The 23642-nt window shown below is 73.7% G+C and carries 21 protein-coding genes and 1 pseudogene; 12 read left to right on the forward strand and 10 right to left on the reverse strand.

The window, feature by feature from the left end; all coding sequences use genetic code 11:
- Positions 1 to 71 precede the first annotated feature (71 nt).
- Entirely contained in the window at positions 72 to 1100 is a 1029-nt protein-coding gene (locus IE273_RS13115) for an LLM class flavin-dependent oxidoreductase (RefSeq protein ID WP_189815290.1), read from the forward strand.
- 1 nt (position 1101) lies between these two features.
- Here the strand turns inward: IE273_RS13115 and IE273_RS13120 are convergent, their stop codons facing one another.
- Both IE273_RS13120 and IE273_RS13125 read right to left on the reverse strand, forming a co-directional pair.
- The gene (locus tag IE273_RS13120; RefSeq protein WP_189815291.1) at positions 1102 to 2076 is read right to left on the reverse strand and encodes a TauD/TfdA dioxygenase family protein; all 975 of its coding nucleotides are present in this window, start codon (positions 2074 to 2076) and stop codon (positions 1102 to 1104) included.
- 27 nt (positions 2077 to 2103) lie between these two features.
- Positions 2104 to 3684, reverse strand: a complete 1581-nt coding sequence (locus IE273_RS13125) for a glycoside hydrolase family 32 protein (protein WP_189815292.1) — start codon at positions 3682 to 3684, stop codon at positions 2104 to 2106.
- 154 nt (positions 3685 to 3838) lie between these two features.
- On the opposite strand from IE273_RS13125, the gene IE273_RS13130 reads away from it, so the two are divergent.
- From IE273_RS13130 to IE273_RS13145, 4 genes are read left to right on the forward strand one after another with little or no spacing between them, the layout of a single operon-like run.
- On the forward strand, positions 3839 to 5248 hold the full coding sequence (locus IE273_RS13130; RefSeq protein ID WP_189815293.1) for an extracellular solute-binding protein: 1410 nt from the start codon (positions 3839 to 3841) through the stop codon (positions 5246 to 5248).
- The gene (locus IE273_RS13135) at positions 5245 to 6195 is read left to right on the forward strand and encodes a carbohydrate ABC transporter permease (protein ID WP_189815294.1); all 951 of its coding nucleotides are present in this window, start codon (positions 5245 to 5247) and stop codon (positions 6193 to 6195) included. The genes IE273_RS13130 and IE273_RS13135 overlap by 4 nt, the downstream gene beginning before the upstream one ends.
- 14 nt (positions 6196 to 6209) lie before the next feature.
- On the forward strand, positions 6210 to 7064 hold the full coding sequence (locus IE273_RS13140; RefSeq protein ID WP_189815295.1) for a carbohydrate ABC transporter permease: 855 nt from the start codon (positions 6210 to 6212) through the stop codon (positions 7062 to 7064).
- Positions 7061 to 8458, forward strand: coding sequence for a glycoside hydrolase family 32 protein (locus IE273_RS13145; RefSeq protein WP_189815296.1), 1398 nt, complete (start codon positions 7061 to 7063; stop codon positions 8456 to 8458). Before IE273_RS13140 ends, IE273_RS13145 begins: the two co-directional genes overlap by 4 nt.
- Here the strand turns inward: IE273_RS13145 and IE273_RS13150 are convergent.
- Positions 8421 to 9485 (reverse strand): LacI family DNA-binding transcriptional regulator, encoded by a 1065-nt coding sequence (locus IE273_RS13150; protein WP_189815364.1) that lies wholly within the window; start codon positions 9483 to 9485, stop codon positions 8421 to 8423. The two genes, IE273_RS13145 and IE273_RS13150, sit on opposite strands and share 38 nt — an antisense overlap.
- A 101-nt stretch (positions 9486 to 9586) precedes the next feature.
- Here IE273_RS13150 and IE273_RS13155 point away from each other — a divergent pair, with 101 nt between their 5' ends.
- Positions 9587 to 10417, forward strand: a complete 831-nt coding sequence (locus IE273_RS13155; RefSeq protein ID WP_189815297.1) for an aldo/keto reductase — start codon at positions 9587 to 9589, stop codon at positions 10415 to 10417.
- 19 nt (positions 10418 to 10436) lie between these two features.
- Here the strand turns inward: IE273_RS13155 and IE273_RS13160 are convergent, their stop codons facing one another.
- Positions 10437 to 11315, reverse strand: coding sequence for a helix-turn-helix domain-containing protein (locus IE273_RS13160; protein WP_189815298.1), 879 nt, complete (start codon positions 11313 to 11315; stop codon positions 10437 to 10439).
- Positions 11316 to 11474: 159 nt separating this feature from the next.
- Here IE273_RS13160 and IE273_RS13165 point away from each other — a divergent pair, with 159 nt between their 5' ends.
- The 3 genes and pseudogenes from IE273_RS13165 (at position 11475) to IE273_RS13175 (ending at position 13565) form a co-directional block, all read left to right on the forward strand.
- The gene (locus IE273_RS13165) at positions 11475 to 12338 is read left to right on the forward strand and encodes an oxidoreductase (RefSeq protein WP_189815299.1); all 864 of its coding nucleotides are present in this window, start codon (positions 11475 to 11477) and stop codon (positions 12336 to 12338) included.
- A 66-nt stretch (positions 12339 to 12404) separates the two neighbouring features.
- A pseudogene (locus tag IE273_RS13170) lies at positions 12405 to 13015 on the forward strand (DNA polymerase ligase N-terminal domain-containing protein).
- 115 nt (positions 13016 to 13130) lie between these two features.
- The gene (locus IE273_RS13175) at positions 13131 to 13565 is read left to right on the forward strand and encodes a cupin domain-containing protein (protein WP_189815300.1); all 435 of its coding nucleotides are present in this window, start codon (positions 13131 to 13133) and stop codon (positions 13563 to 13565) included.
- Here IE273_RS13175 and IE273_RS13180 read toward each other — a convergent pair whose 3' ends face one another.
- From IE273_RS13180 to IE273_RS13195, 4 genes are all read right to left on the reverse strand, one after another.
- A complete protein-coding gene (locus tag IE273_RS13180; protein WP_189815301.1) occupies positions 13566 to 15881 on the reverse strand; it encodes a SpoIIE family protein phosphatase in 2316 nt (771 codons plus the stop codon).
- Between the two features lie 53 nt (positions 15882 to 15934).
- Positions 15935 to 16402 (reverse strand): peroxiredoxin, encoded by a 468-nt coding sequence (locus tag IE273_RS13185; RefSeq protein ID WP_189815302.1) that lies wholly within the window; start codon positions 16400 to 16402, stop codon positions 15935 to 15937.
- On the reverse strand, positions 16399 to 16779 hold the full coding sequence (locus IE273_RS13190) for a DoxX family protein (protein WP_189815303.1): 381 nt from the start codon (positions 16777 to 16779) through the stop codon (positions 16399 to 16401). Before IE273_RS13190 ends, IE273_RS13185 begins: the two co-directional genes overlap by 4 nt.
- A gap of 899 nt (positions 16780 to 17678) precedes the next feature.
- Positions 17679 to 18536: a LysR family transcriptional regulator gene (locus IE273_RS13195; RefSeq protein ID WP_189815304.1), complete on the reverse strand. Its 858-nt coding sequence runs from the start codon at positions 18534 to 18536 to the stop codon at positions 17679 to 17681.
- Positions 18537 to 18683: 147 nt separating this feature from the next.
- Here IE273_RS13195 and IE273_RS13200 point away from each other — a divergent pair, with 147 nt between their 5' ends.
- Entirely contained in the window at positions 18684 to 19508 is an 825-nt protein-coding gene (locus tag IE273_RS13200) for an EamA family transporter (protein ID WP_189815365.1), read from the forward strand.
- Between the two features lie 371 nt (positions 19509 to 19879).
- Here the strand turns inward: IE273_RS13200 and IE273_RS13205 are convergent, their stop codons facing one another.
- The gene (locus IE273_RS13205) at positions 19880 to 20317 is read right to left on the reverse strand and encodes an ATP-binding protein (RefSeq protein WP_189815305.1); all 438 of its coding nucleotides are present in this window, start codon (positions 20315 to 20317) and stop codon (positions 19880 to 19882) included.
- A gap of 181 nt (positions 20318 to 20498) precedes the next feature.
- Between IE273_RS13205 and IE273_RS13210 the strand changes: the two genes are divergently transcribed.
- Both IE273_RS13210 and glpK read left to right on the forward strand, forming a co-directional pair.
- Positions 20499 to 21266 (forward strand): IclR family transcriptional regulator, encoded by a 768-nt coding sequence (locus IE273_RS13210; protein WP_189815306.1) that lies wholly within the window; start codon positions 20499 to 20501, stop codon positions 21264 to 21266.
- Between the two features lie 45 nt (positions 21267 to 21311).
- On the forward strand, positions 21312 to 22826 hold the full coding sequence (gene glpK / locus IE273_RS13215; protein ID WP_189815307.1) for a glycerol kinase GlpK: 1515 nt from the start codon (positions 21312 to 21314) through the stop codon (positions 22824 to 22826).
- Between the two features lie 33 nt (positions 22827 to 22859).
- Here the strand turns inward: glpK and IE273_RS13220 are convergent, their stop codons facing one another.
- The gene (locus IE273_RS13220) at positions 22860 to 23525 is read right to left on the reverse strand and encodes a TetR/AcrR family transcriptional regulator (RefSeq protein WP_189815308.1); all 666 of its coding nucleotides are present in this window, start codon (positions 23523 to 23525) and stop codon (positions 22860 to 22862) included.
- Positions 23526 to 23642 lie beyond the last annotated feature (117 nt).

Raw genomic sequence — 23642 nt, forward strand, 5'->3', positions numbered from 1 at the left:
CTGATCACACGGTTGTCACACTCGCCTGCGAGAATCGGTGCGGAGCCGACGTACGACCGCTGGAGGAGCCCGTGCCGTCCACCCCTCGCCCGTTGCGCAAGCTGGGCTTCCTCACCATCGGCCTGTTCGACCCTGCGGACCCGGGCCGGGGCCACGAGTCCACCCTGGAGATCATCGAGCTGGGCGAGCGGCTCGGATTCGACAGCGCCTGGGTCCGCCACCGGCATCTCCAGTACGGCATATCGTCCCCGGTCGCCGTGCTGGCCGCCGCCTCGCAGCGCACCCGCCGGATCGCGCTGGGCACCGCGGTGACACCGCTCGGCTGGGAGAACCCGCTGCGGCTCGCCGAGGACCTCGCGACGGTGGACGTGCTGTCCGGCGGCCGGCTGAACCCGGGCGTCAGCGTGGGCCCGCCCCTGCACTACGACCAGGTCAAGGACGCCCTCTACCCGGACACCGCCGACGCGGAGGACTTCTCCTACGAGCGCGTGCGGCGGCTGCTGGACCTGGTGCGCGGCAAGCCCGCCACCGACTTCAGCGGGGTGGAGGGGATCGAGGTCTTCAGCGATGTCGTCCAGCCGCACTCCCCCGGGCTCGGCCGGCGGCTGTGGTACGGCGGCGGCAGCCTCGGCTCGGCGCGCTGGGCCGGCGAGCACGGCATGAACTTCCTGACGAGCAGCGTCGTCAAGGCGGAGAACCCCGGGGCGCCGCTGGACTTCGCGGAGATCCAGCTCTCCCACATCCGCGCGTTCCGCGCCCACCACCCGGACGGGGAGGCGGCCCGCGTCTCCCAGGGGCTGGTGGTGATCCCCACCGACTCGGCCACACCGCGGCAGCGCGCCATGTACGAGTCCTACGCCGCCGGGCGCCTGCCCCGCACGACCTCCCCGCAGGGCCCGGCGCGACTGCTGTTCGCGCCGGACCTGGTCGGCACCTCCGCGGAGCTGGCCGAACGGCTGCACGCGCACGCCGCGTTCCGCGAGGTCGACGAGGTGGCGTTCGCGCTGCCGTTCGCGTTCGAGCACGAGGACTACGTGCAGATCCTCACCGACATGGCGACGCGGCTGGGTCCGGCGCTGGGGTGGCGGCCCGCCGGCTGAGTCACCAGCGGCCCGCTTCCGTGCCGGTGACCGGTTCGGAGGGCCGCCCGTCCACCCCGACCGGCACCTCGCCGTGGAGCATCACCCGGTGCATGACCCGCGGGGAGCCCACGTGCGCGTGGTCGCTCGGGGCCAGGTGCATGGTGGCCCGGTTGTCCCAGAAGGCGACGCTGCCGGGCTCCCAGCGGAAGCGGACCGTGTACTCGGGGCGCACGGCCTGCTCCACCAGCATCTGAAGCAGCGCCGCGCTCTCCGGCCGGGAGACGTCCGTGATCTGCTCGACGTAGTAGCCGTTCACGAACAGCACCCGCTCCCCGGTCTCCGGATGCACCCGGACCAGCGGGTGCACGGAGGCGACCTGGTGGTCCAGCAGGTGGCGGACGTAGGCGTCGTCGCCGGGCCGGGGCTGGTAGCCGACACCGAGCCGGTGCTCGGCGCGCAGGCCGTCGACGAAGGCGCGGACCGGTGCGGACAGTCCCGCGTAGGCGGCGGCCAGGTTGGCCCAGGTGGTGTCGCCGCCGTAGGGCGGGACGGCCTCGGCGCGCAGGACGGTCGCGGCCGGCGGATCGACGCGGGCCCCGTGGTCGCAGTGCCAGCCGCGCAGCAGGGTGTGCCGGCGCCGGCCCAGCCACTCGTCGTGGTCCATGCCGTACCGCCCGCCCAGTTCCAGCCGGTCGGCGGTGGTCTCGATCTCGGGGAAGCCGGGCGGCGAGTGCGGTCCGCGGCGCGGGAGCACCACCGGCTCGCCGAAACGGCGCGCGAACGCGATGTGCCCGGCGTGGTCGAGCCGCTGGCCGCGGAAGAACACCACCTTCCAGCGCAGCACCGCGTCCCTGATGAGCGCGGTCACCGCGTCGTCCAGCGGCTCGGCGAGGTCGACGCCGGTGATCTCGGCGCCGATGTGCCCGGCGACCGGCCGCACCTCCACGCCCGGGACGCGGCCCGTTCCGTCCGCGGTCGCCCTGTCCGTCGCCATGCGCCCTCCGGTGCTCGTCCGTATCCGCTACCGGGGAGATCGTGGCACTCTCCGCCCCGGCACGGCGAACTCCCGTATCACCGTGTTCCGGAACACGGCCGTGCCGCCGACGCTGAACAGGGCCAGGCGGTCGTCGACCAGATAGGGGAACACCTCGGCGGAGTGCACGTACCGGCCGTCGTCCACGAACATCTCGACGGACGTGCGGTCCACGAGGATCCGCAGCCGCACCCGGCCGGCGGACCGGTCGAACGGGGTACGGCTCTCCTGTCGGGTACCGCCGGTGTCGGGGTTGACCGTGCCGCGCCGGTTGAGGAATGCGTAGTCGCCGTACACCCCGGCGTCGATGTGCCGTACGCCGTCCGGGGAACGGCGCAACTGGACGCCGGCGCCCGTGAGTTCGGACCAGGTGATCTCAGTGGTCAGTTCGTACGAGATGCCGGTGTGGTCGAGCGTGCGGGTGCCGTCGACCGTCAGGTCGCCGAGGCGCACGGTCCGGGAGACATAGGCGTCGAGCGCGGGGACCGGCCGGGAGGCGAGGTGGTAGCCGCCGGAGGCTGTCTTCCTCAGGGTGATCTCGCGGACGATCGAGTCGGTGCCGTTGAAGCCGTCTGCGTCGATGGTGGGTGTGGTGTGCGCGTAGGCCCAGTTGTTCAGCCAGCCGAGGGCGTGGCGGGTGGCCGGGTCCACCGTGCCGTCCGGGTTCCGCTTCTCGAAGGTGACGGCCGCGTACCAGTCCCAGCCGTGGTCGAGCCACTGCGGGTCGGCGGAGTCGGCGGTGAACGCCGCGCCGTCGAACGAACCGGTCCAGTAGGCGTAGGTGGCGGGCTGCCCGGAGCCGGTACCGTCCGCGCTCACGCCCAGCACCCACTTCACGGCGCCGTCGTCGGCGGTGATGCGGAACAGGTCGGGGCATTCGAGGACGCCGAGGCCGTCCTTGACGAAAGCGCCCGCGTACGTCCAGGACCTGAGGTCCGTCGAGTGGTAGAAGCCGACCTTGTTCCGTTCGGCGAGGGCCATCACCCAGCGGTCGCGGTCGTCGTCGCGGATCACCTTGGGGTCGCGGAAGTCGAGGACGCCCGGGTTGGCGAGAACGGGGTCGGTGCCGTGGTTCGTGAACGTACGGCCGCCGTCCGTCGAGTAGTACAGGAACTGCTCCTGGTGGTCGGTGCCGCCGCCGGGTGACATCGTGACGACGGCGACGACCGCGCCCGCGCCGAAGCCGGCCGTGCCCGCGGTGTCGACCACCGCCGAGCCCGACCACACGTCGCCGTTGACGGTCGTGTCCTTGGGGACGGCGATGCCCCGGTCGGTGAAGGAGACGAGGTCGGTGCTGGTGGCCAGGCGCCACGCGGTGCCCTCCAGGCCGTCCAGGTAGTCGGCGTTGTAGAGGTAGTAGCAGTGGTACTCGCCGTCGATCCAGACCGGGCGCTGCGGGTCGTTCTTCCACTGGTCGGGCACGGTGAAGTGGTAGTCGGCGCGGTACCGCGCGCATCCGGCCGCCGGCCCGGACCGCGGCCTCGCCCCGGCGGGCGCCGCGGGCAACAGCGCCGCGCCGGCTCCGGCGGCCGTGGAGGCGAACAGGGCCCTTCTGCTCAGACCACGCATCGTTCGGTGTCCCCTTCCTGACGGGTCATCGGTTCAAGGGACTGTAGACCTAACTCGTTAAAGGTCAAGTGTTCCAATGCCTTGACACAGATGTGACGCGCTTTTCATCATCGTGGGCATCACTCCTCGACTAACACGAGTTAGGCACGCTTGGATGACCGACTCGCTCTTCTCCCGCCGCGCCCTGCTGCGGTACGGCGCCTACGGCGCGGGAGCCGCCGCGCTCGCCGGCACCGCCGCGAGCTGGGACCGGCTCACCGGAGCCGACATCCCCGGCCGCGACGACGGCTCCCTGGTCGTCGCCACCCTGGGTTCCGCGTTCTCCCCGGCCGGGGTCCGCGCCCTGGTCGACGGCTTCCGCCGGCTGCACCCCGACATCAAGGTCCGCGTCAACGCGGTGCAGGCCGTGGACTGGTCGGACTTCTTCGCCAAGATCCTCACGCAGATCGCGGCGGGCACCGCGCCCGACCTGGTCTACGTGGCCACCGAGGGCGTGCAGCTGTTCGCCCGCCACCTGGGCGTGCCCCTGGACCGCTGGGTACGGCGGGACGCGGCCGAACTGCGGGAGTACTTCGCCGACGTCCACCCCTCACTGGTGGAGTCGATGATGTACGAGGGCAGCCTGTACCAGCTCCCGATCGAGTTCAACGCCGCCGACATGTACCTCAACACCCAGGTGCTGCGGCGCGCCGGCGCGGAGTTCCCGGCCGGCGACTGGACGCGGGACGACTTCACCGCGCTGCTGCGCCGGATGAAGAAGGCGAGCGACTCCCACTTCACGCCGTACTTCTGGACCAACCGGCTGTGGGGCGGGGTGGTCCCCTGGCTGTTCGCGAACGGCACCAACCTGCTCGCCGAGTCCAAGGCGCCGGGCGGCTCCTGGCTGTGGGACGCCTTCTACCCGGCGGACCGGCGGCGGGGCCGCGGGGGCGGCTTCCGCTGGACGACCCCGCAGGCGACGGACGACCGGGTGGTGGAGGCGTACGACTATCTCGCCGCCCTGGTCCACGACGGACTGTGCACCCGGCCCGAGGGCGGCAACGGCCAGAACCTCATCGGCGTGTTCTCCACCGGCCGGGTCGGGGTCACCCCGGCCGGCGGCTTCTGGGCGGGCGGTCTGCATCTGGCCGGGATGCGCGCCGACGGCTTCGACGTGCAGTACTTCCCGCGCCGGCACACCCAGCGGCACCAGTTCGGCGCGGCCGGCTACGCGCTGCTGCGCACCTCGAAGAAGCAGGACGCGGCCTGGGAGTTCATCAAGTACTCGGCCCGCCGCGACACCCTGGGCAAGCTGTTCACCACCAACCAGACCACCCCGGCCCTCCGTTCGATGCTGACCGCGGACCGCTACCGGGAGACCGGCCCGGCGCACTGGCGGGTCTTCTACGACACCCTCGACCGGTTCCCCGACACCGGGCCCATCCCGGCCCCGCCGCAGGTCGCCGAGGTGACCCAGGTGCTGCTGAAGCACACCGGGACGGCGCTGTCGAGCCCGGGTTCGGTCGGGCCGGCGCTGCGCCGGATGCAGGGCGATCTGGAGAAGGCCATGGAGCGTGACGTATGACGGACACCCGGATCTCCTCCGTGCGGCCGCGGGCCGCGAGCCCGGCCGCGCGGGCCGTGCGCCCGGGAGCGCGTGAGCGGGGGACGCGGCTGCTGGCGGCGGTGTTCCTGGCGCCGACCGTGGTCGGGATCGTGATCTTCACGGTCGTACCGATCGTCGGTTCGGTCGTGCTGAGCCTCTTCCACTGGAACGTGATCGACTCGCCCGGTTTCGCCGGTACGGCCAACTACCGGGAGGTGTTCGGCGACACGACCGTTCTGGTGTCCTTCCGCAACACCCTCGTCTTCATGGTCTTCGCGGTCGCCGCGCAGCTCCTGATCGCGCTGGCGCTCGCGCTGACGCTGAACGGCCGGATGCCGACGTGGCTGCGGTCGGTGTTCCGCTCGGCGTTCTTCTTCCCGCTCGTGCTGTCCGCCGCGTCCATCTCGGTGGTGATGAAGTACCTGTTCAACCAGGACTTCGGAGTGGTCAACTGGCTGATCGGCCTGTTCGGGATCGCTCCCGTGCCGTGGCTGACCTCCGAGCACGGCGCGATGGCCACGGTGGTCATCGTCTACGTGTGGCAGCAGTTCGGGTTCTCCTTCCTGCTGTTCGTCGGCGGACTGAACAACATCCCCAAGGAGATCCACGAGGCCGCCGCGCTCGACGGCGCGACCGGCCCGCGCAAGCACCTCGCCATCACCCTGCCGCTGCTCTCCCCCACCCTGCTGGTGGCCTCGGTGGTCGGCATCATCAACGCGCTCCAGGTCTTCGAGCAGCCGTACGTCCTCACCGACGGCGGGCCCGGCGACTCCACCCGCACGGTCGTGATGGTCATCTACGAGAAGGCCTTCGAGCAACTGCGGTTCGGCGAGGCGTCCGCGGTGGGCGTGCTGCTGTTCGTGCTGATCATGGCGGTCACCGCCCTCCAGTTCCGGCTCAGCCGGCGTTTCGTCCACTACCAGTGAGCCGGGTGAGTCCCATGAGCCAAGCAACCCCGACCCTCAGCCGTGCCCGGTACGCGCTCGGACCGTGGGCGCGGATCGCCGGGCTGACGGTGTGCGCGCTGCTGACCCTCGGGCCGGTCGTGTGGACCGTGTCCACCTCGCTGCGCACTCCGGCGGAGTCGTTCGACCTGCCGCCGCAGATCATTCCCGCGCATCCCAGCGCCGCCGCCTACCACGGTGTGTTCGAGCAGATCGACGTGTGGCTGCTCGCGCTGAACTCGACGCTCGTGACCGCGTTGATCGCGGTCGGCCAGATGATCACCGCGGGGCTCGCCGGTTACGCGTTCGCCCGGCTCGACTTCCGTTTCAAGAAGCCGCTGTTCGGGCTGGTCCTGGCGACCATGATGGTCCCCTTGCAGGTCACGATCGTCCCGGTGTTCCTGGTGCTCAAGTCGATGGGCCTGACCGACACCCTGCTCGGTCTGATCGTGCCGGCGTTCCCGACGGCGTTCGGCACCTTCCTGATGCGCCAGTACTTCCTCGGCATGCCGAAGGACCTGGGCGAGGCGGCGATGCTGGACGGCGCCGGGCCCTGGCGGATCTTCCGGTCCGTCTACGCCCCGCTGGCCCGGCCGGGCCTCGCGATCGTCGGCGTGCTCGCCTTCAACTACCACTGGAACGAGTTCTTCCGCCCGCTCATCCTGGAGACCTCCGGCCAGAACTACACCCTTCCGCTGGGGCTGGTCTCCCTCCAGGGCAACCTCGGCACCGGTTCCATCTCGGTGGTCCTCGCGGGTGTCGTCCTCTCCATGATCCCCGCCGTCGCCGTGTTCGTCGTCGGCCAGCGCCCTCTCCGCGAGGGCATCACCTCCGCAGGAGTCAACCGTTGAGCCCCGCCGCTCCCGCCCCGGACCCGGACGCCCCCCGCTTCCGGGTCCGCCCGCCCGCCCACTGGATCAACGACCCCAACGGCCCCTTCCGCTGGCGTGGCCGTCACCACCTCTTCTACCAGCACAACCCGGCCGCCCCGGTGCACGCCGACATCCACTGGGGCCACGCCTCCAGTCCCGACCTGGTCCACTGGGAGCACCACCCGGTCGCCCTCACCCCGACGCCCGGCGGCCCCGACGAGGCCGGCTGCTGGTCGGGGTGTGTGGTGGACGACGGCGGTGTGCCCACGGCGGTGTACACCGGCGTCGACCACGCCCACACCGGGCTCGGCGCCATCTGCCTGGCCCGCGCCGCCGACCCGGCCGACGACCGGCTCCTGACCTGGCGGCCCCGGCCCGTCCCGGTGGTCCCGGGGCCGCCCCCCGGACTCGACGTGGTGATGTTCCGCGACCCGTTCGTCTTCCGGCACGCCGGCCGCCGCTGGGCCGTGGTCGGGGCCGGCCACGCCGACGGCACCCCTTCGGTGCTGCTGTACGGCTGCGACGAGCTGACCGACTGGCGGTTCGCGGGTGTCCTGCTGGACGGCCACGACCCCGTCGCGGTCGGCGCGTTCGGCGACAAGGCGGTCGGCTGGGAGTGCCCGCAGCTCTTCGAGACGTCCGGCGGCGACCACGTCCTGGTGGTGTCCCTGTGGGACGGGGACCCCCGGACCACCGGTTACCTGACGGGCCGGCTGACGCCCGGAACGCAGCCCCGGTTCGTGCCCCGCACCGGCGGCCGGCTCGACCACGGCCGGGACTTCTACGCTCCCGCCGTCCTCCAGGAGCCGGGCCGGGCGCTGATGTGGGGCTGGTCGTGGGAGGCGCGGGACGAGGCGGCGGTGCTGGCGGCGGGCTGGGCGGGCACGCTCACCGCGCCGCGGGTCGTCGACGCCGGTCCCGACGGCACCCTGCGGGTCGTACCGGCCCCGGAGCTGGAACTCCTGCGCGCCGACGCGCCGTTCGCGACCCGGCCGGGCCGGGCGGTGCCGCTTCCGCCGGCGTACGACCTGACGGTGACGGCGTACGGCGCCACCACCGTCACGCTGCTGCGGTCGGCGGACCGGGCGCTGACGCTCCGGCTGGACCCGGACGCCGGCACCGTCGTCCTGGACCGCTCCGGGTGGCCCCGCGAGGGCGTCGGGGGATCGGCTCCGGTGACGGTGGGAGTGCCGCCGGGGCCGGGCCTCTCCGTGCGCGTGCTGGCCGACGGCTCGCTGCTCGAACTGTTCGTGGCGGACCGGGCGACGGTGACCGAGCGGGTCTACCACCGGCCGGGCGATGTCGCCGAACTGCTGGTCGAGGGGGACGCCGGGGTCAGCGCGTGGGAGCAGGTCCCACCGAGGCGCGGCTGACCACGGGACAGGCCAGCCGCCGCACGGTGGCGGGCGGGGTGCGGCCGGTGTCGATGGCGTCGAGCAGCAGCCGGGCCGCGGCCTCGCCCATCGCCCGGTGCGGCAGCGCGACGGTGGTCAGGGCCGGGGTGAGGAAGGCGGCCATGTGTTCCTGGTCGTCGTAGCCGACCACCGACAGCTCCCCGGGTACGGCGATCCCGAGCCGGGTCGCGGCGTGCAGCACGCCCGCCGCGACCCGGTCGTTGTAGCAGAAGATCCCGGTGGGCCGGTGGTGCGGGGCGGTGCCGTCGAGCAGCCGGGTGGCTCCCTCGTAGCCGCCGGTGATCTCGCCGCCGGTGCGCACGACCCACTCCTTGGGCACGGTGATGCCCTCGGCGCGCAGCGCGTCCCGGAAGCCGCGCAGCCGTTCCACCGAGGCGATGTCGTCCTGCCCGCCGACCAGGGCCACCCTGCGGTGCCCGGCCTCCAGGAGCAGGCGTGCGGCGGTCCGGCCGCCGGCCCGTTCGGCGGGGATGACGGCGGGCAGCGAGCCGTCCTCGGGCAGGCAGTTGGCGAGCACGGAGTGGGTGCGGTGCAGGCCCTCGGGGACCCGGACCCGGCGCAGGGACATCGCGGCGTAGATGATGCCGTCCACGCGCCGGTCGAGGAGTTCGGCGACGGCCGCGTCCTCCTTGGCCCGGTCGCCGCCGGAGTCCACGGTGAGGACGAGGTGGTCGCTGTCCCAGGCGGTCTCCATGGCCCCGCGCAACAGCCGGCCGGCGAACGGGGACGTGGCGATCTCGTCGGTGACCAGGCCGATCACGGCCGTACGGCGGCGGCGCAGGCCGCGGGCGACGGGGTCGGGCCGGTAGCCGAGCTGTGCGGCGGCCTGCCGGATGCGTTCCTGGGTGGCGGGTGAGAGGTTGCCCTCGGCGCGGCCGTTGAAGACGAAGGAGACGGCGGTGTGAGAGACGCCGGCGAGCCGGGCGACGTCCCGTGAGGTGGGCCGTCCGCCGCCCACGCCGTTCCTGTCCGCGCCGCCGCCCATGCCGTCCGCTGCCCTCTTCCCACCCGTCCGGTTGATCACCGCTCACCCTATCCGTGAGGCTGGGGACAAACACAGGGGGAGACGATCGAGGGAAGGTCATCGTGAACGGTGTTCCGCGGTACACGCTCGACGACGGTACGACGATCCCGGCCATCGGCCTGGGCACCTGGCCCCTGGACGACGCGCAGGCCGAGCGAGCCGTGCGCACGGCGCTGGAGGCGGGCTACCGGCTGGTCGACACCGCGGCGAACTACCGCAACGAGACCGGTGTCGGCCGGGGCGTGGCGGGCGGCGGGGTGCCCCGCGAGGAGGTGGTGGTGACGACCAAGCTGCCCGGCCGCCACCACGGGTACGAGGAGACCCTCGCGTCCTTCGAGGAGTCCCGGCGACGGCTGGGCCTGGAGTACGTGGACCTGTATCTGATCCACTGGCCGAACCCGCGGGTGGACAAGTACGTCGACGCGTGGAGGGCGATGATCCGGCTGCGCGAGGACGGTCTGGTCCGCTCCATCGGCGTCTCCGACTTCACGCACGAACACCTCACGCGGCTGGAGAAGGAGACCGGGGTGCTGCCGTCGGTGAACCAGATCGAGCTGCACCGGCTGTTCCCGCAGGAGGAACTGCGCGCCTTCCACGCGGTGAGGGGGATCGTCACCGAGAGCTGGAGCCCGCTGGGCCGGGGCAGCGTGTCGCTGGACGACCCGGCGGTCGCCGAGGTCGCGCGGGCGCACGGGGTCACGCCCGCGCAGGTGCTGCTGCGCTGGCACGTACAGCTCGGCGCGCTGCCGGTCCCGAAGTCGGCGGACCCCGGACGGCAGCGCGCCAACCTGGACGTCTTCGGCTTCGGGCTGGACGAGGACCAGATGGCGGCCGTCGCCCGCCGCTCCCCGCGCCGGCTCGGCGGGGACCCCGACACGCACGAGGAGTTCTGAGCTCACGAGGAGTTCCGGGTTACGGCTCCTCGGCGGGCTCGTCCTTCCGTTCCTCGCCGTGCGCGCTCGTCCGTCCGGGCGCGGTGAGGCTGCCGAGGATGTCCAGCAGTTCGGCGCTGCGGCTGCCGGGCTCGGCGTGGAAGACGACCAGGGTGAGTCCGTCGGTGCCGTCCACGGACAGCTTGTGGGAGTGCAGGTCGAGATCGCCGACCTCGGGATGGCTGAGGTGGCTCACCCGGCCGCGCCGGGGACGCACCTCGTGGCGGGCCCACAGGGCGCGGAAGCGTTCGCTGCGCAGCGACAGCTCGCCGACCAGGTCGCGCAGCCGGGGGTCGTCCGGGTCGGTCCCGGCCTCGGACCGCAGGGCGGCCACGCCTTCCCCGGTCAGGTCCGTCCAGTCCCGGCGCAGGGCGCGCTCGGCGGGGTCGAGGAACACGGCCCGCAGCAGGTTGACGCCGGGCGCGTAGTTCGGGGTGAGCGCGGTGGCGAGGGCGTTGGCGGCCAGGCAGTCGGTGTAGCGGTTCTGGAGGTAGGCGGGGTTGCGCGGCCAGCCGTCGATGAGCTGGAGCAGGCTCGCCGGGACCTGCCGCGCCCGCCGCCCCGGGCGCACGCCGGGCGCGGGCCGCTCCTGGGCGAGCCCGACGAGGTGGGCGGTGGCGTCCACGTCCAGCCGCAGCACCCGGGCGATGGCCTCCAGCACCTGCACGGAGGGGTTGCGGTCGCGGCCCTGCTCCAGGCGAAGGTAGTAGTCGGAGCTGATGCCGGCCAGCATCGCGACCTCCTCGCGGCGCAGCCCCGGCACCCGGCGCAGGCCGCCACCGGGCAGCCCCACGTCCTCGGGCCGTACCAGCGCCCGGCGGGCGCGCAGAAACTCACCGAGCGCGTTCGATCCGTCCACGCCCCCACCGTACGGCCGGCCGGGCGGCGGTGACTGGCCCTGTCACTCCCAGGATCGTCGGGGCACTGCCGTACCGGGCGGATCGGGCGGACCGTGGAGGGCGAAGCGAGCGAGGCCACCGGGAACGTCCGGTGGCCGGAACATCCTGAGAGGTACGACATGTCTGCACAGCTCGGTGGCACCGTCACCCCGGCCGACGGCCTGACCCTGACCCGCGTCGGGTACGGCGCCATGCAGCTGGCCGGGCCGCACGTCTTCGGCCCGCCGCGGGACCGGGACCGGGCGGTGGCGGTGCTGCGCGCGGTGGTGGAGGCGGGCATCACCCACATCGACACGGCCGACTTCTACGGGCCCGTCGTCGTCAACCAGATCATCAAGGAGGCCCTGCACCCCTACCCGGACGAGCTGCGCATCGTCACCAAGGTCGGGGCCCGGCGGGGAGCCGACGGCAGCTGGATCGTGTCCCGGCACCCCGAGGACCTGAAGGCGCAGGTGTACGACAACCTGCGCGACCTCGGCGTGGACACGCTGGACGTGGTCAATCTGCGGCTCGGCGACATGGACACCCCGAACGAGGACTCGGTCGCCGACCAGTTCGGCGCCCTGGCCGAGCTGCGCGAGCGCGGGCTGATCCGGCACCTGGGGCTGAGCGCCGCGTCCGCCGCGCAGCTGGACGAGGCCCGGACGATCGCGCCCGTGGTGAGCGTGCAGAACCTCTACAACCTGGCGAACCGGCAGGACGACGCGCTGCTGGAGCGCACGGCGGCGGAGAACATCGCCTTCGTGCCGTACTTCCCGCTCGGCGGGTTCACCCCGCTCCAGTCGGACACGCTGGCGAAGGTGGCCGCCCGGCTGGAGGCGTCGCCGCAGCAGGTGGCGCTGGCCTGGCTGCTGCGCCGCTCGCCGAACATCGCGCTCATCCCCGGCACCTCCTCCCCCGGGCACCTGCGGGAGAACATCGCCGCGGCGGACCTGGTGCTGCCGGACGACGCGATGGCCGAGCTGGACGGCATCGCGGGCTGACCGGACCGGGGCGGGGTACCCGGGGGCGCGTGCGGCGGTCGTAGGCGTCGTGGGAAGGAGCCGGAGGTGGCGGCGGAGGACCGGCTGCGGACGTACCGCGGCAAGCGCGGCTTCGAGCGGACCCGTGAGCCGTCGGGGCAGGCGCGGCGGACACGGGGTGAGCAGCCCCGGTTCGTGGTGCGGATCCACGACGCGCGGCGGATGCACTTCGACTTCCGGCTCCAGGTCGACGACGTCCTCAAGTCCTGGTCGGTGCCCAAGGGCCCGTCCACCGACCCCGGGGACAAGCGGCTGGCGGTGCCGACCGAGGACCACCCGCTGGAGTACGAGGACTTCGAGGGGGTCATCCCGAAGGGCGAGTACGGCGGCGGCACCGTGATCGTGTGGGACCGCGGGACGTACGAGCCGCTCAGCCACGACCGCCGGGGGCGCCCGGCGGACTTCGCGGAGTCCCTGGCGCGCGGGCACGCCACCTTCCGGCTGCACGGCGCGAAGCTGCACGGCGAGTACGCCCTCACCCGCTTCCGCGGCGGCACGGACGGGGAGGATGCCTGGCTGCTGGTCCGCAAGGGACCGGCGCGGCCGGACGGGCACGGCACCCCGATCCCCGGCGGGCCCGCTCGGTGCGCAGCGGGCGCACCCTGGCCCAGGTCGCCGCCGCTGCCGGCCGGGAGTGACACCGGCTCAGCGGCGCGCGGGCGGAGGAATGCGGATCGCCGGGTTCCGGCCCCGGCGCGCCTCCTCTGCCTCTATGTTCGGGCGGTGTCCGCCCGCGCCCCCTGGAGGCCCCGCATGCGCACCGCACTCCGTACCGTCGTCGCCGGCGTGGTGACCGCCGCCGCCCTCGCGCTCTGCGGCCCCGCCGGGGCGACCCCGGCCGGGCCCGGTGTGACGGCCCGGATCCTCGCGCAGACCACCGTCGGCGGCACCGACTACACCCTGCGGGAGATCACGGTCCCGCCCGGCCAGAGCACCGGCTGGCACTACCACGACGGCCCGCTGTACGGCGTCGTCGAGCAGGGCACCCTCAGCCACTTCGACGCCACGTGCGGCTCGGACGGCGTGTACCGGACGGGCGCGACGATCCGGGAGCCGTCCGGCAGCGATTACGTCCACATCGGCCGCAACCTGGGGGACACGCCGCTCGTCCTCGATGTGCTGTACGTGCTGCCGCACGGCTCCCCGTTCTCGCGGGACGCGCCGAACCCCGGCTGCGCGTTCCAGTGATCAGTCCCCGGGCAGCGGCTGCTCGGCCCAGATGGTCTTGCCGGCGCCGGTCTGCCGGCTGCCCCAGCGCTGGGTGAGCTGGGCGACGAGGAGCAGTCCCCGGCCGCCCTCGTCGTAGGCGTGCGCCCGGCGCAGGTGCGGGGAGGTGGAACTGGCGTCGGAGACCTCGCAGATGAGAGCGCGGTCGCGGATCAGCCGGAGCTGGATGGGCGGTTCGCCGTAGCGGATGGCGTTGGTGACGAGTTCGGTGACGAAGGCGGTCTCCGCCAGCCCCCAGGCCGCCAGTTGCCCGCCGGCCGCCTGCCGCAGGACGGCGACCTGGGCGGGGTCGGGCGGCACGTCCCAGGTGGCGACCCGGTCGGCGCCCAGGGCCCGGGTGCGCACGAGGAGCAGGGCGACGTCGTCGCCGGGCTGGTCGGGCAGGACGGCCTTCAGGACGTCGTCGGCGAGGGCTTCGAGGGAGGCGGCGGGTGCGGTGAGGGCGCGCCGCAGTTCCTCGGTGGCGCCGTCCAGGTCGCGCTCGCGGTCCTCGATCAGGCCGTCGGTGTAGAGGGCGACGACCGAGCCCTCGGGCAGTTCCCGTTCCGTCGCCTCGAACGGCAGTCCGCCGACGCCGAGTGGTGGCCCGGCGGTGACGGGGAGGAACTCCGCGGTGCCGCCGGGCAGGACGACGGCCGGGGCGGGGTGGCCGGCGGCGGCCAGGGCGAGCCGGCGGGAGGCCGGGTCGTAGACGGCGTACAGGCAGGTCGCGCCGAGTTCGGCGACCTCTTCCCCGCTGTCGTCGGCGGCGAGGTGGGTGACCAGGTCGTCGAGGTGGGTGAGGAGTTCGTCGGGCGGCAGGTCGACGTCGGCGAGGGTGCGGACGGCCGTGCGCAGCCGGCCCATGGTGGCGGAGGACTGGATGCCGTGGCCGACCACGTCGCCCACGACCAGGCCGACCCGGCCGCCGGAGAGCGGGATGACGTCGTACCAGTCGCCGCCGATGCCGGCCAGGGATCCGCTCGGCAGGTAGCGGTGGGCGACGTCGACCGCGGCCTGCCCGGGCAGGCCGCGCGGGAGCAGGCTGTGCTGGAGGGTGAGGGCGGTGGCGCGTTCGCGGGTGAAGCGGCGGGCGTTGTCGATGCAGACGGCGGCGCGGCTGGCGAGTTCCTCCGCGAAGACGGCGTCGTCGGGGCCGTAGTCGTCGGGGTGGCCCATGCGGACGCAGACCGCGACGCCCAGCGTGGTGCCGCGGGCCCGGAGCGGCACCGCGATCATGGAGTGGGCGCCCTGCCGGAAGGGGCGGCCCCCGGGCGAGCGTGCGTTGCGTTCCGCCACCCACTGGACGAACTCGGGCTCGCCGGCCTGGCTGAGCACCGCGCGGCTCTCGTGCAGCGCGCGGGCGGGCGGGGAGGTCGGCTGGTAGACGTCGGTCTCGCCGAGGTACAGGGCCGCCGCGGGGTGGCCGGGGCGGTTGGAGCCGTGGGCGACGCGGCGCAGGACGACCCCGCCGTCCGGCGGCGTCGGCGGTTCGTCGGCGCCGAGCACCCAGTCGAGCAGGTCGACGCTGGCGAAGTCCGCGTACTGCGGGACCAGCACCGCGATCATCTCCTCGGCGGTGCCGATCACGTCCAGGGTGGTGCCGACGCGGGTCGCGGCCTCGTTCAGCAGGGCGAGGCGGCGCCGGGCCCAGTACTGCTCGCTGCTGTCGGACGCGGCGAGCGCGACCGCGGCCGGTTCGCCGGAGGCGTCGCGCACCGGCCACATCTCGATGCTCCAGGCCTGTTCCTGGTCGAGGGCGGGGGCGGCGGTGTAGCTCTCGTAGCGGACGGGCCGGCCGGTCTCGGCGACCTCGCGCAGCTGGGCCAGGAAGCCACGGCTGTGCTCGGTGTCCGCGACGGTGTCCGGGAAGGACCGGCCGAGCAGCGCTTCCTCGGGAACGCCCATCGCATGGCAGGCGGCGGCGTTGACGCGCAGGTAGCGCTGGCGGAGGTCGAAGACCGACATGGACATGGACGCCTGCTCGAAGGCTCGGGCGGCCAGGGTGGTGCCCGGGGGCAGGGCCGTGACGACGTAGCCGGCGGGCTGTCCGGCGGCGCCGGTGAGCGGGCAGACGCTCAGGGGCAGCACGAGGCGGTGGCCGTCGTGGTGGCGCAGGGCGACCGGGCCGGCGGGGGCGGTGAGGATGTCGCCGGGGACGTCCTCGGCCAGCAGGTCCGTGGCGGGCCGGCCCACGACCTCGTCGGCCGGGTGGCCGGTGAGCAGCCGTGCTCCCTCGGTCCACCCGGTCACCGTGCCGTGCGCGTCGATGACCGCCACGGCGGCGACATCTTTCATACGCCCCAGAATGATCCGATTGTCCCGGCGCATCAAGCGGCGGGGTGTCCGCTTCAGCCCCGGTGGGCGCGGAGGGCGGCGAGGGCCCGGTCGGCGTGGGTGTTCATGCGCAGTTCGCTGCGGACGACCTCCAGGACGGTACGGTCCTCGGCGATCACGAAGGTGACCCGCTTGGTCGGGGCCAGGGAGAAGCCTCGCTTGACGCCGAACCGCTCGCGGACCGTGCCGTCGGCGTCGGAGAGCAGCGGCATCCCGAGACGGTGCCGGCCGGCGAACTCCTGCTGCTTGTCGACAGGGTCCCCGCTGATCCCGACGGGCCGGGCGCCCACGGCGGCGAACTCGGCGGCGAGGTCGCGGAAGTGGCAGGCCTCGGCGGTGCAGCCGGGGGTGAGGGCGGCGGGGTAGAAGAAGAGGACGACCGGGCCGTCGGCCAGCAGCTCGGTGAGCCGGCGGGTGGTGCCGGTCTCGTCGGGCAGGGCGAAGTCCTCGGCCTTGGCTCCGATCTCGACACGCTCGGTCATGACCGCGCCTCCCCGCCCCGGGCGACCGCGCGCGCCCACAGCACCAGCGGCACCTGGAGGGGCAGCCGGGTGAGGGCAGCCGCCCTGAGCGGCGCGGGCCGGTGGCGCCAGTCCACGGCCATCTGGACGTTGGCGGGGAACACGCCGACGAAGAATGCGGCCGCCGCCTTAGCGGCGAGCGCGCGGGTGCGGGGCGCCGCGATCCCGGCCGCGAGGGCCAGCTCGACGGCCCCGCTCCCGTACGTCCAGGCCCTGGGCGAGCCCGGCAGCGCACGGGGCACGGTCGCGTCGAACTGCCGCGGAACGGCGAAGTGGGCCACTCCGGCGGTCGCCAGCAGACCGGCGAGCAGCAGGGGTGAGCGTGGGGACCGGGGCACGGTACCTCCTTTGGTGTCCTGCCGCCGGATATTACTCGACGGTAGGCGCGGGTGTGGCCGTTCTCGGCAGACAGACACGGGTTGCGCACTCGGCCGACGGCGGGAGCGGAGGTGGCCGCTCCGCACCCGGCGACCTGACCACCCGGGCCCGCACCGTCCGCTGCAAGGACGTCAGGCAGCAGGCCCGCGCGGCCCTGTCCGCGCTCGGCTTCGCCCACGACGTCGACCGGACCGCGGGCTCGCTCACCGTCGCCGAACATGGTGAAGGTCGCCCGCGAGGTACGCCGGGGCGGCCGGATCCTCACCCTGGACGAGCCGACCGTCTGCCCCGGCGCGGTCGACGCCGACCGGATCCGCGCGCTGGTGCGCGGCCTCCGGGGAGGGCGTCGCGGTCGTCCACATCTCGCGCCACATCGACCAGGTGATGGCCGTCGTCGACCGGCTCACCGTGCTCCGCGACGGTACGGTCGTCCGCACCGCGCCCGCCGCCGAACTCGACCCGGCCGGGCCGGTCCGCGCGATGGCGGGCCGGGACGTGGTCTCCCGCCGGGCCGGACGCCCCGCCCCGCAGGGCGAGGAGGGCATCCGTTCGCGGCGGCTCGGCCGTCACGACCCCGCTGATCACCACGCCGTCGTCGGGCGGGAAGAACCAGCGAGCAGCAGGGATGAGCGTGTATCCGGTGGGTTCCGGGGCGCCGTCGCACTCGCACAACTGCGACGAGCACGTGACCGTGCTGGAGGGCGAGGCGGAGGTGTGGGCGGACGGGTTCGTTCTCCACCAGCCGCTGGGCCGGTGCCACCTCGCCGTGCGAGATCGCCTGCCGCGGCTGCGCGAGCGCGTGCTGTGTGGCCCAATGCCAACATTTTTGTCTGCAAGGACTCGGCCCCGGCGCCCCGGCTCATCCGGCCCGGTAGAGCTCGGTGAGCAGTTCCAGCACCGCCCGGAGGGCCGGGTGCGGATCGTCACGCCACCAGGCCAGCCGGACGGCGACGGGCTCGGCGTCGCGCACCGGCCGGTAGACGATCCCGGGCCTCGGGTACTGGTGCGCGGTGGACTCGGCGGTCACCCCGATCCCGCGTCCGGCGGCGATGACGGTGAGCCAGTCGTCGACGTCGTGGGTCTCCTCGGTGGCCGGCCGGGAGTCCGGCGGCCACAGGTCGGGGGTGGCCGTGCCGGTACGGCGGTCCACCAGCAGGAGCCGGGCGGCGAGGTCGGCCAGCCGCACGGATCGGCGCCGGGCGAGCGGGTCGTCGGCGGCGAGCGCGCACAGCCGCCGCTCCAGCCCGACGAGGGCGGTGCCGAAGCGCCGGTCGTCCAGCGGTCTGCGGACGACGGCGAGGTCGCAGGCGCCCTCGGCGAGCCCGGCGGAGGGCGAGTTGACGCGGACCAGGTGCAGGTCGGTGTCGCGGTGGGCCGCGCTCCAGTGCCGCTGGAAGGCGACCGTGTGGCGGCCCAGCGCGGACCACGCGTAGCCGACGCGCAGCCGGGTGTGTCCCGAGGTGGCCTCCCGGACCAGGTCGGAGACGTCGGCGAGGACGCGCCGGGCCTGGGCCACCACGCGGGCGCCGGTGGCGGTGGGGGTCACCTCGCGGGAGGTGCGCCGCAGGAGTCGTACGCCCAGGGCGCGTTCGAGGGAGGCGACGGCGCGGGAGACGGCGGCCTGGGAGACGCCCAGGGCGATCGCCGCGTCCGTGAACGTGCCTTCGTCCACGATGGCCACGAGACAGCGCAACTGGCGCAGATCGATGTCCTGCATACGCTCAGCGTATAGATCGAGTGACGCATGCATTTTGCGCAAGCATGCCCTGCGCGCACGATCCCGGGCATGGGATCAGCTCTCGAACACCCCGTCGCGGCCGGGACCTTGACCGCGTCCGCGCCTTCGCCCCGGCCGCTGGCCGCGGTGGCCGCCATGGCCGGCAGCGGGCTGTCCAACCAGACCGGCGCCGCCGTCGGCGCGCTCGCCTTCCCCGTCCTCGGTCCCCTCGGTGTGGTGGCGGTACGGCAGTACGTCGCCGCGCTCGTCCTGCTCGCCGTGGCCCGCCCCCGGCTGCGCGGGTTCAGCTGGCCGCAGTGGTGGCCGGTGCTGTTGCTGGGCGGGGTGTTCGGCACGATGAACCTCAGCCTGTACAGCGCCGTCGACCGGATCGGGCTGGGTCTCGCCGTGACCCTGGAGTTCCTGGGGCCGCTCACCGTCGCGCTCGCCGCGTCCCGGCGGCGGCTGGACGCCGGGTGCGCGGTGCTGGCCGGGGCCGGGGTCGTCGTCCTGCTGCGACCGCGCGCGTCCGCCGACTGCACCGGCATGGCCCTCGGCCTGGCCGCCGCGTGCTGCTGGGCGTCGTACATCCTGCTCAACCGGGTCGTCGGGCGGCGCATCCCCGGGGCGCAGGGCGCGGCGGCGGCCTCGGCCGTGTCCGCCCTGGCCTTCCTTCCCGTCGGCATCGCCGTAGTGATCGGCCGGCCTCCGACAGCCGGGGCCGTCCTGTGCGCCGTCGCCGCCGGGGTCCTCTCCTCCGCCGTGCCGTACCTGAGCGACCTGCTCACACTGCGCCGTGTACCGGCACAGACATTCGGCCTGTTCATGAGCGTCAACCCGGTCCTGGCGGCCGTGGTCGGCCGGGTGATCCTGGACCAGGCCCTCGGCGCCGTGGAGTGGGCGGGCATCGGCGCGGTGGTGACGGCCAACGCCTTGAGCCTCACCACGCGGCACCGGCACGGACCGGCCTGACCGACGCCCGCGCCGTGCCGGGGGGGGAGGCAGGAGGGGCTTCGGCGACTCCCACCGCGGCGCCACCGGCACCCGTCGCGATCACCCCGAGCGGCAACTGGTGGACCGGGCCGGCGACACACCGGTGCCGAGCCCGGCGGGGTAGCGGCCTCGGCCCGGATCTGATCATGGCCGCGCGTGGGGCCCGGGGCCCCGCCCCACACGAGGCGTCCCCCAAACGCAGGGGTCTACGGCCGTGCGGCCACCCCCTGATCCCGGTCTTGCCCCGACCTGGTGGCCGGGCGGGGGCTGCACGACGCCGCGCTCCTCCTGCCGCGGAGGACGGCCGCGCGGGAGCCGGTCTCCGTGCCGGCCGGTCCGCGGGCCGCGCCTCAGACGCCGCGGACCGCGACGAGCTCCGCCCACCGGGTGACCCCGCCACGGCGGACCCGTATGCCGTGCCGTGTCGCCAGGGCGTGCACGATCGCCTCGCCCCGGCCGTGTTCGTCCGGGTCCAGCCAGCCGAGCTGCTGCCCCGCCGGGCACGCGGGTCCCGTGTCGGTGACCTCCACGCGCAGCGTGCCGCCGCCGTCGCCCGCCTCCCAGGACAGCCGCAGCTCAGCCGGGGGCCGGGCGTGGATGATCGCGTTGGTGACAAGCTCCGACACCACCAGCAGCGCGTCCTCGACGATCTCCTCGGACACGTTCCAGTCGGCGAGGGCCGCCGCCGCGCACCGGCGCACGGCCGAGACGGCGCCGGGGGCGGGCGGCACCGGACACACCAGTTCGTGTGCCGCCGCCCGTAGCAGCGTATTGAGCTGTGCCGCCATGTTCTCTCCCGATGATGTGGGCCGGCCGGGCGCGTGAATCGACACCTTGCCGGACTTCAGGAAACCTATGGAGACGAATCGGGCTGGTCAATGAACGGCGGTCGGCATTACCGAACGCACCGCCCGGGACCCGTGTCCCGTCCGCGCGGCGAAGGTTCCGCAGCGGTAATAGGCTCGCTTCATGGCCGGCCCAGTCCAGTCGATCGAAAGGGCGGCGGCGATCCTGCGCCTGCTCGCCGGCGGCCCCCGCCGGCTCGGTCTCGGCGAGGTGGCGGCGTCGCTCGGGCTGGCGAAGGGCACCGCCCACGGCATCCTGCGCACGCTCCAGCACGTCGACTTCGTGGAGCAGGACGCGACCACCGGGAAGTACCAGCTCGGAGCCGCCCTGCTGCACCTCGGCACCAGCTACCTGGACGTCAACGAACTGCGCTCGCGCTCCCTCAACTGGGCCGACGCCCTGGCCGCCCGCAGCGGGGAGGCGGTGCGCCTCGGCACCCCCCTGGAGGGCAGCGTCCTCATCGTCCACCACGTGTTCCGGCCGGACGACACCTTCCAGACCCTGGACGTGGGCGCGCTGCTGCCCCTGCACGCCTCCTCTCTCGGCAAGGTCCTGCTGGCCTTCGGGACCGCGACCGTCGAGCCGGTCCGGCCACCGGGGCTGGAGGCGTACACCCGGCACACACTGGTCGATCCCGAGCGGCTCGCCCGGGCGCTCGCCGAGGTCAGGGAGCTCGGCTGGGCCGCCGAGATCCAGGAGATGAGCATGGGCGAGGCCGGGCTCTCGGCACCCATCCGGGGGCACGGCGGGCTCGTCGTCGGCGCCATCGGGCTGTCCGGGCCGGTCGAGCGGATCTGCGACAGCCAGGGACGGCCCCGCCCGCATCTGGTCAGCCTGATCCGGGAAGCCGCGCGGGCGATCTCCCGGGACCTGGGAGCCGCCCGCTGGTAGGCCGGGACAGCCGCCCCTCGATCCGTCGGAAGGACAGACCCGATCATGGTTGAACGGTATGTGATGTCCGTCGATCAGGGCACCAACTCGACCCGCTGCATCCTGTTCGACCACCGTGGGCGGCTGGTCTCGGTCGCGCAGAAGGAGCACCAGCAGCACTTCCCGAAACCCGGATGGGTCGAGCACGACGCCGTCGAGATCTGGCAGAACCTGCGGCGGGTGGTGCCCGAGGCCCTGTCGGACGCCGGGGTGGACCAGGGCCAGATCGCGGCGATCGGCCTGGCCAACCAGCGGGAGACGACGGTGCTCTGGGACCGGCGCACCGGCGCCCCGCTCGGCCGGGCACTGGTCTGGCAGGACACCCGCACGGCGCCGCTCGTCGACGCCCTCTCGCAAGACCCCGGGGAGGCGTTCTTCCTCGACCGGTGCGGCCTGCCGCCGTCGACCTACTTCTCCGCGCTGCGCATCCGGTGGCTGTTCGACCACGTCAAGGGGGTCGAACAGCGCGCCCGGGACGGCGAGGTGCTGTTCGGCACGATGGAGAGCTGGCTGATCTGGAACCTCACCGGCGGAACCGACGGCGGTCTGCACATCACCGACGTCACCAACGCCAGCCGCACGATGCTGATGAACATCCGCGAACTCGTCTGGGACGACGAGCTGCTGGACTTCTTCCGGGTGCCCCGCTCGATGCTGCCCGAGATCAGGTCGTCCGCCGAGCCGTACGGCGAGGCCCGCTCGCTGCTGCCGGGCGTCTCCATCACGGCCGCGCTCGGCGACCAGCAGGCCGCCCTGTTCGGCCAGACCTGCTTCTCCCCGGGCGATGCCAAGTGCACCTACGGAACGGGCAGTTTCCTGCTGCTCAACACCGGGGCCGACCTGGTGCGGTCCCGGCACGGGCTCCTCACGACGGTCGCCTACAAGATCGGGGACCAGCAGCCGGCCTACGCCCTGGAAGGGTCGATCGCCGTCACCGGCGCGCTCGTCCAGTGGTTCCGTGACCGTCTGGGGCTGATCAGCAGCGCGCCGGAGATCGAGACCCTCGCCCGGACGGTCGAGGACAACGGCGGCTGCTACATCGTCCCGGCCTTCTCGGGCCTGTTCGCGCCGCGCTGGCGCAGCGACGCGCGCGGGGTCATCGTCGGGCTCACCTCGTACATCACCAAGGGACACCTGGCACGGGCCGTCCTGGAGGCCACCGGGTGGCAGACCCGGGAGGTCGTCGACGCCATGAACGCCGACTCCTCGGTCGCCCTCCAGCAGCTCAAGGTGGACGGGGGCATGACCGCGGACAACCTGCTCATGCAGTTCGTGGCCGACGTGCTCGACGTGCCGGTGGTACGGCCGATGGTCGCCGAGACGGTCTCGCTGGGCGCCGCCTACGCGGCCGGGCTCGCCGCCGGCTACTGGCCCGACCTGGAGGTGCTGCGCCGCAACTGGCACAAGGCCGGCCAGTGGCTGCCCGCCATGGACCCGGAGCGGCGGGAGGCGGAGTACGACAACTGGCGGCGGGCCGTCGAACGCTCCCTGGGCTGGGTCCGGCCGGCACGGTCCTCCTGACGCGGGGCGGCGGCCCCGGCCCGCCGCCCGGGTTCAGCGGCTCGCGGTCCGGCGGGCGGTGCCCACGGGGGCCAGCCACAGGCCCACGATCGCGTCCGCGAGGCCCGTGGCCACCTCGTCCCAGGTGGCGCGCGGGGTCGGGGTGCCCTCCGCCAGGGCCCGCTCCCGCTCGGCGCAGGTGTGCAGGATCAACAGCCGGACCATCTGGCCGCGCTCGGCGCGCACCTCGGGCGGCAACTCCCCGAGGGTGCGGTTCAGGCCCTCGACCGCCTCGCGCAGCGCCGGTGAGGCCAAGGACTCCTCGACCATGATCTCGTGCAGGGCCGGGTCGGTCATGACCTGGGCACAGAACCGGGCGTACCAGGTGGGGCTGCCGAGGCTCGCCAGGTGCTCGGTCACCGGCCGGACCAGGCAGTAGACCCAGTCGCGTACGTCCGTGGAGTCACCGGCCGCCGCCAGGGCCCGCTCCCGCAGCGTCTCGATGTGCTCGGCGTGCCGCCGGGCGACCGCGCGGACCAGGTCGGCCTTGGTGCCGAAGTGGTAGCCGACCGCGGCGTTGTTGCCCTGTCCCGCGGCCTCGCTGACCTGGCGGTTGGAGACGGCGTACACGCCGTGCTCGGCGAACAGCCGTTCCGCCGCGGTCAGGATCGCCTCCCGGGTCGCGCTCACCTGCTCGGCCCGCGCCGTCCTGCGCGCCATGCTCACCACCGCTCCGGGACTGCGCACCGCCCTGGGCCGGCCCGTCCCGCGCTCCGTCCCAGGTCCTCGACCGGGGCGGCGAGGTCCAGCGAGGGCAGCCTACGGGCCCGCCCGCAC

Source organism: Streptomyces olivaceoviridis (assembly GCF_014650115.1).
Lineage (GTDB): Bacteria > Actinomycetota > Actinomycetes > Streptomycetales > Streptomycetaceae > Streptomyces > Streptomyces olivaceoviridis.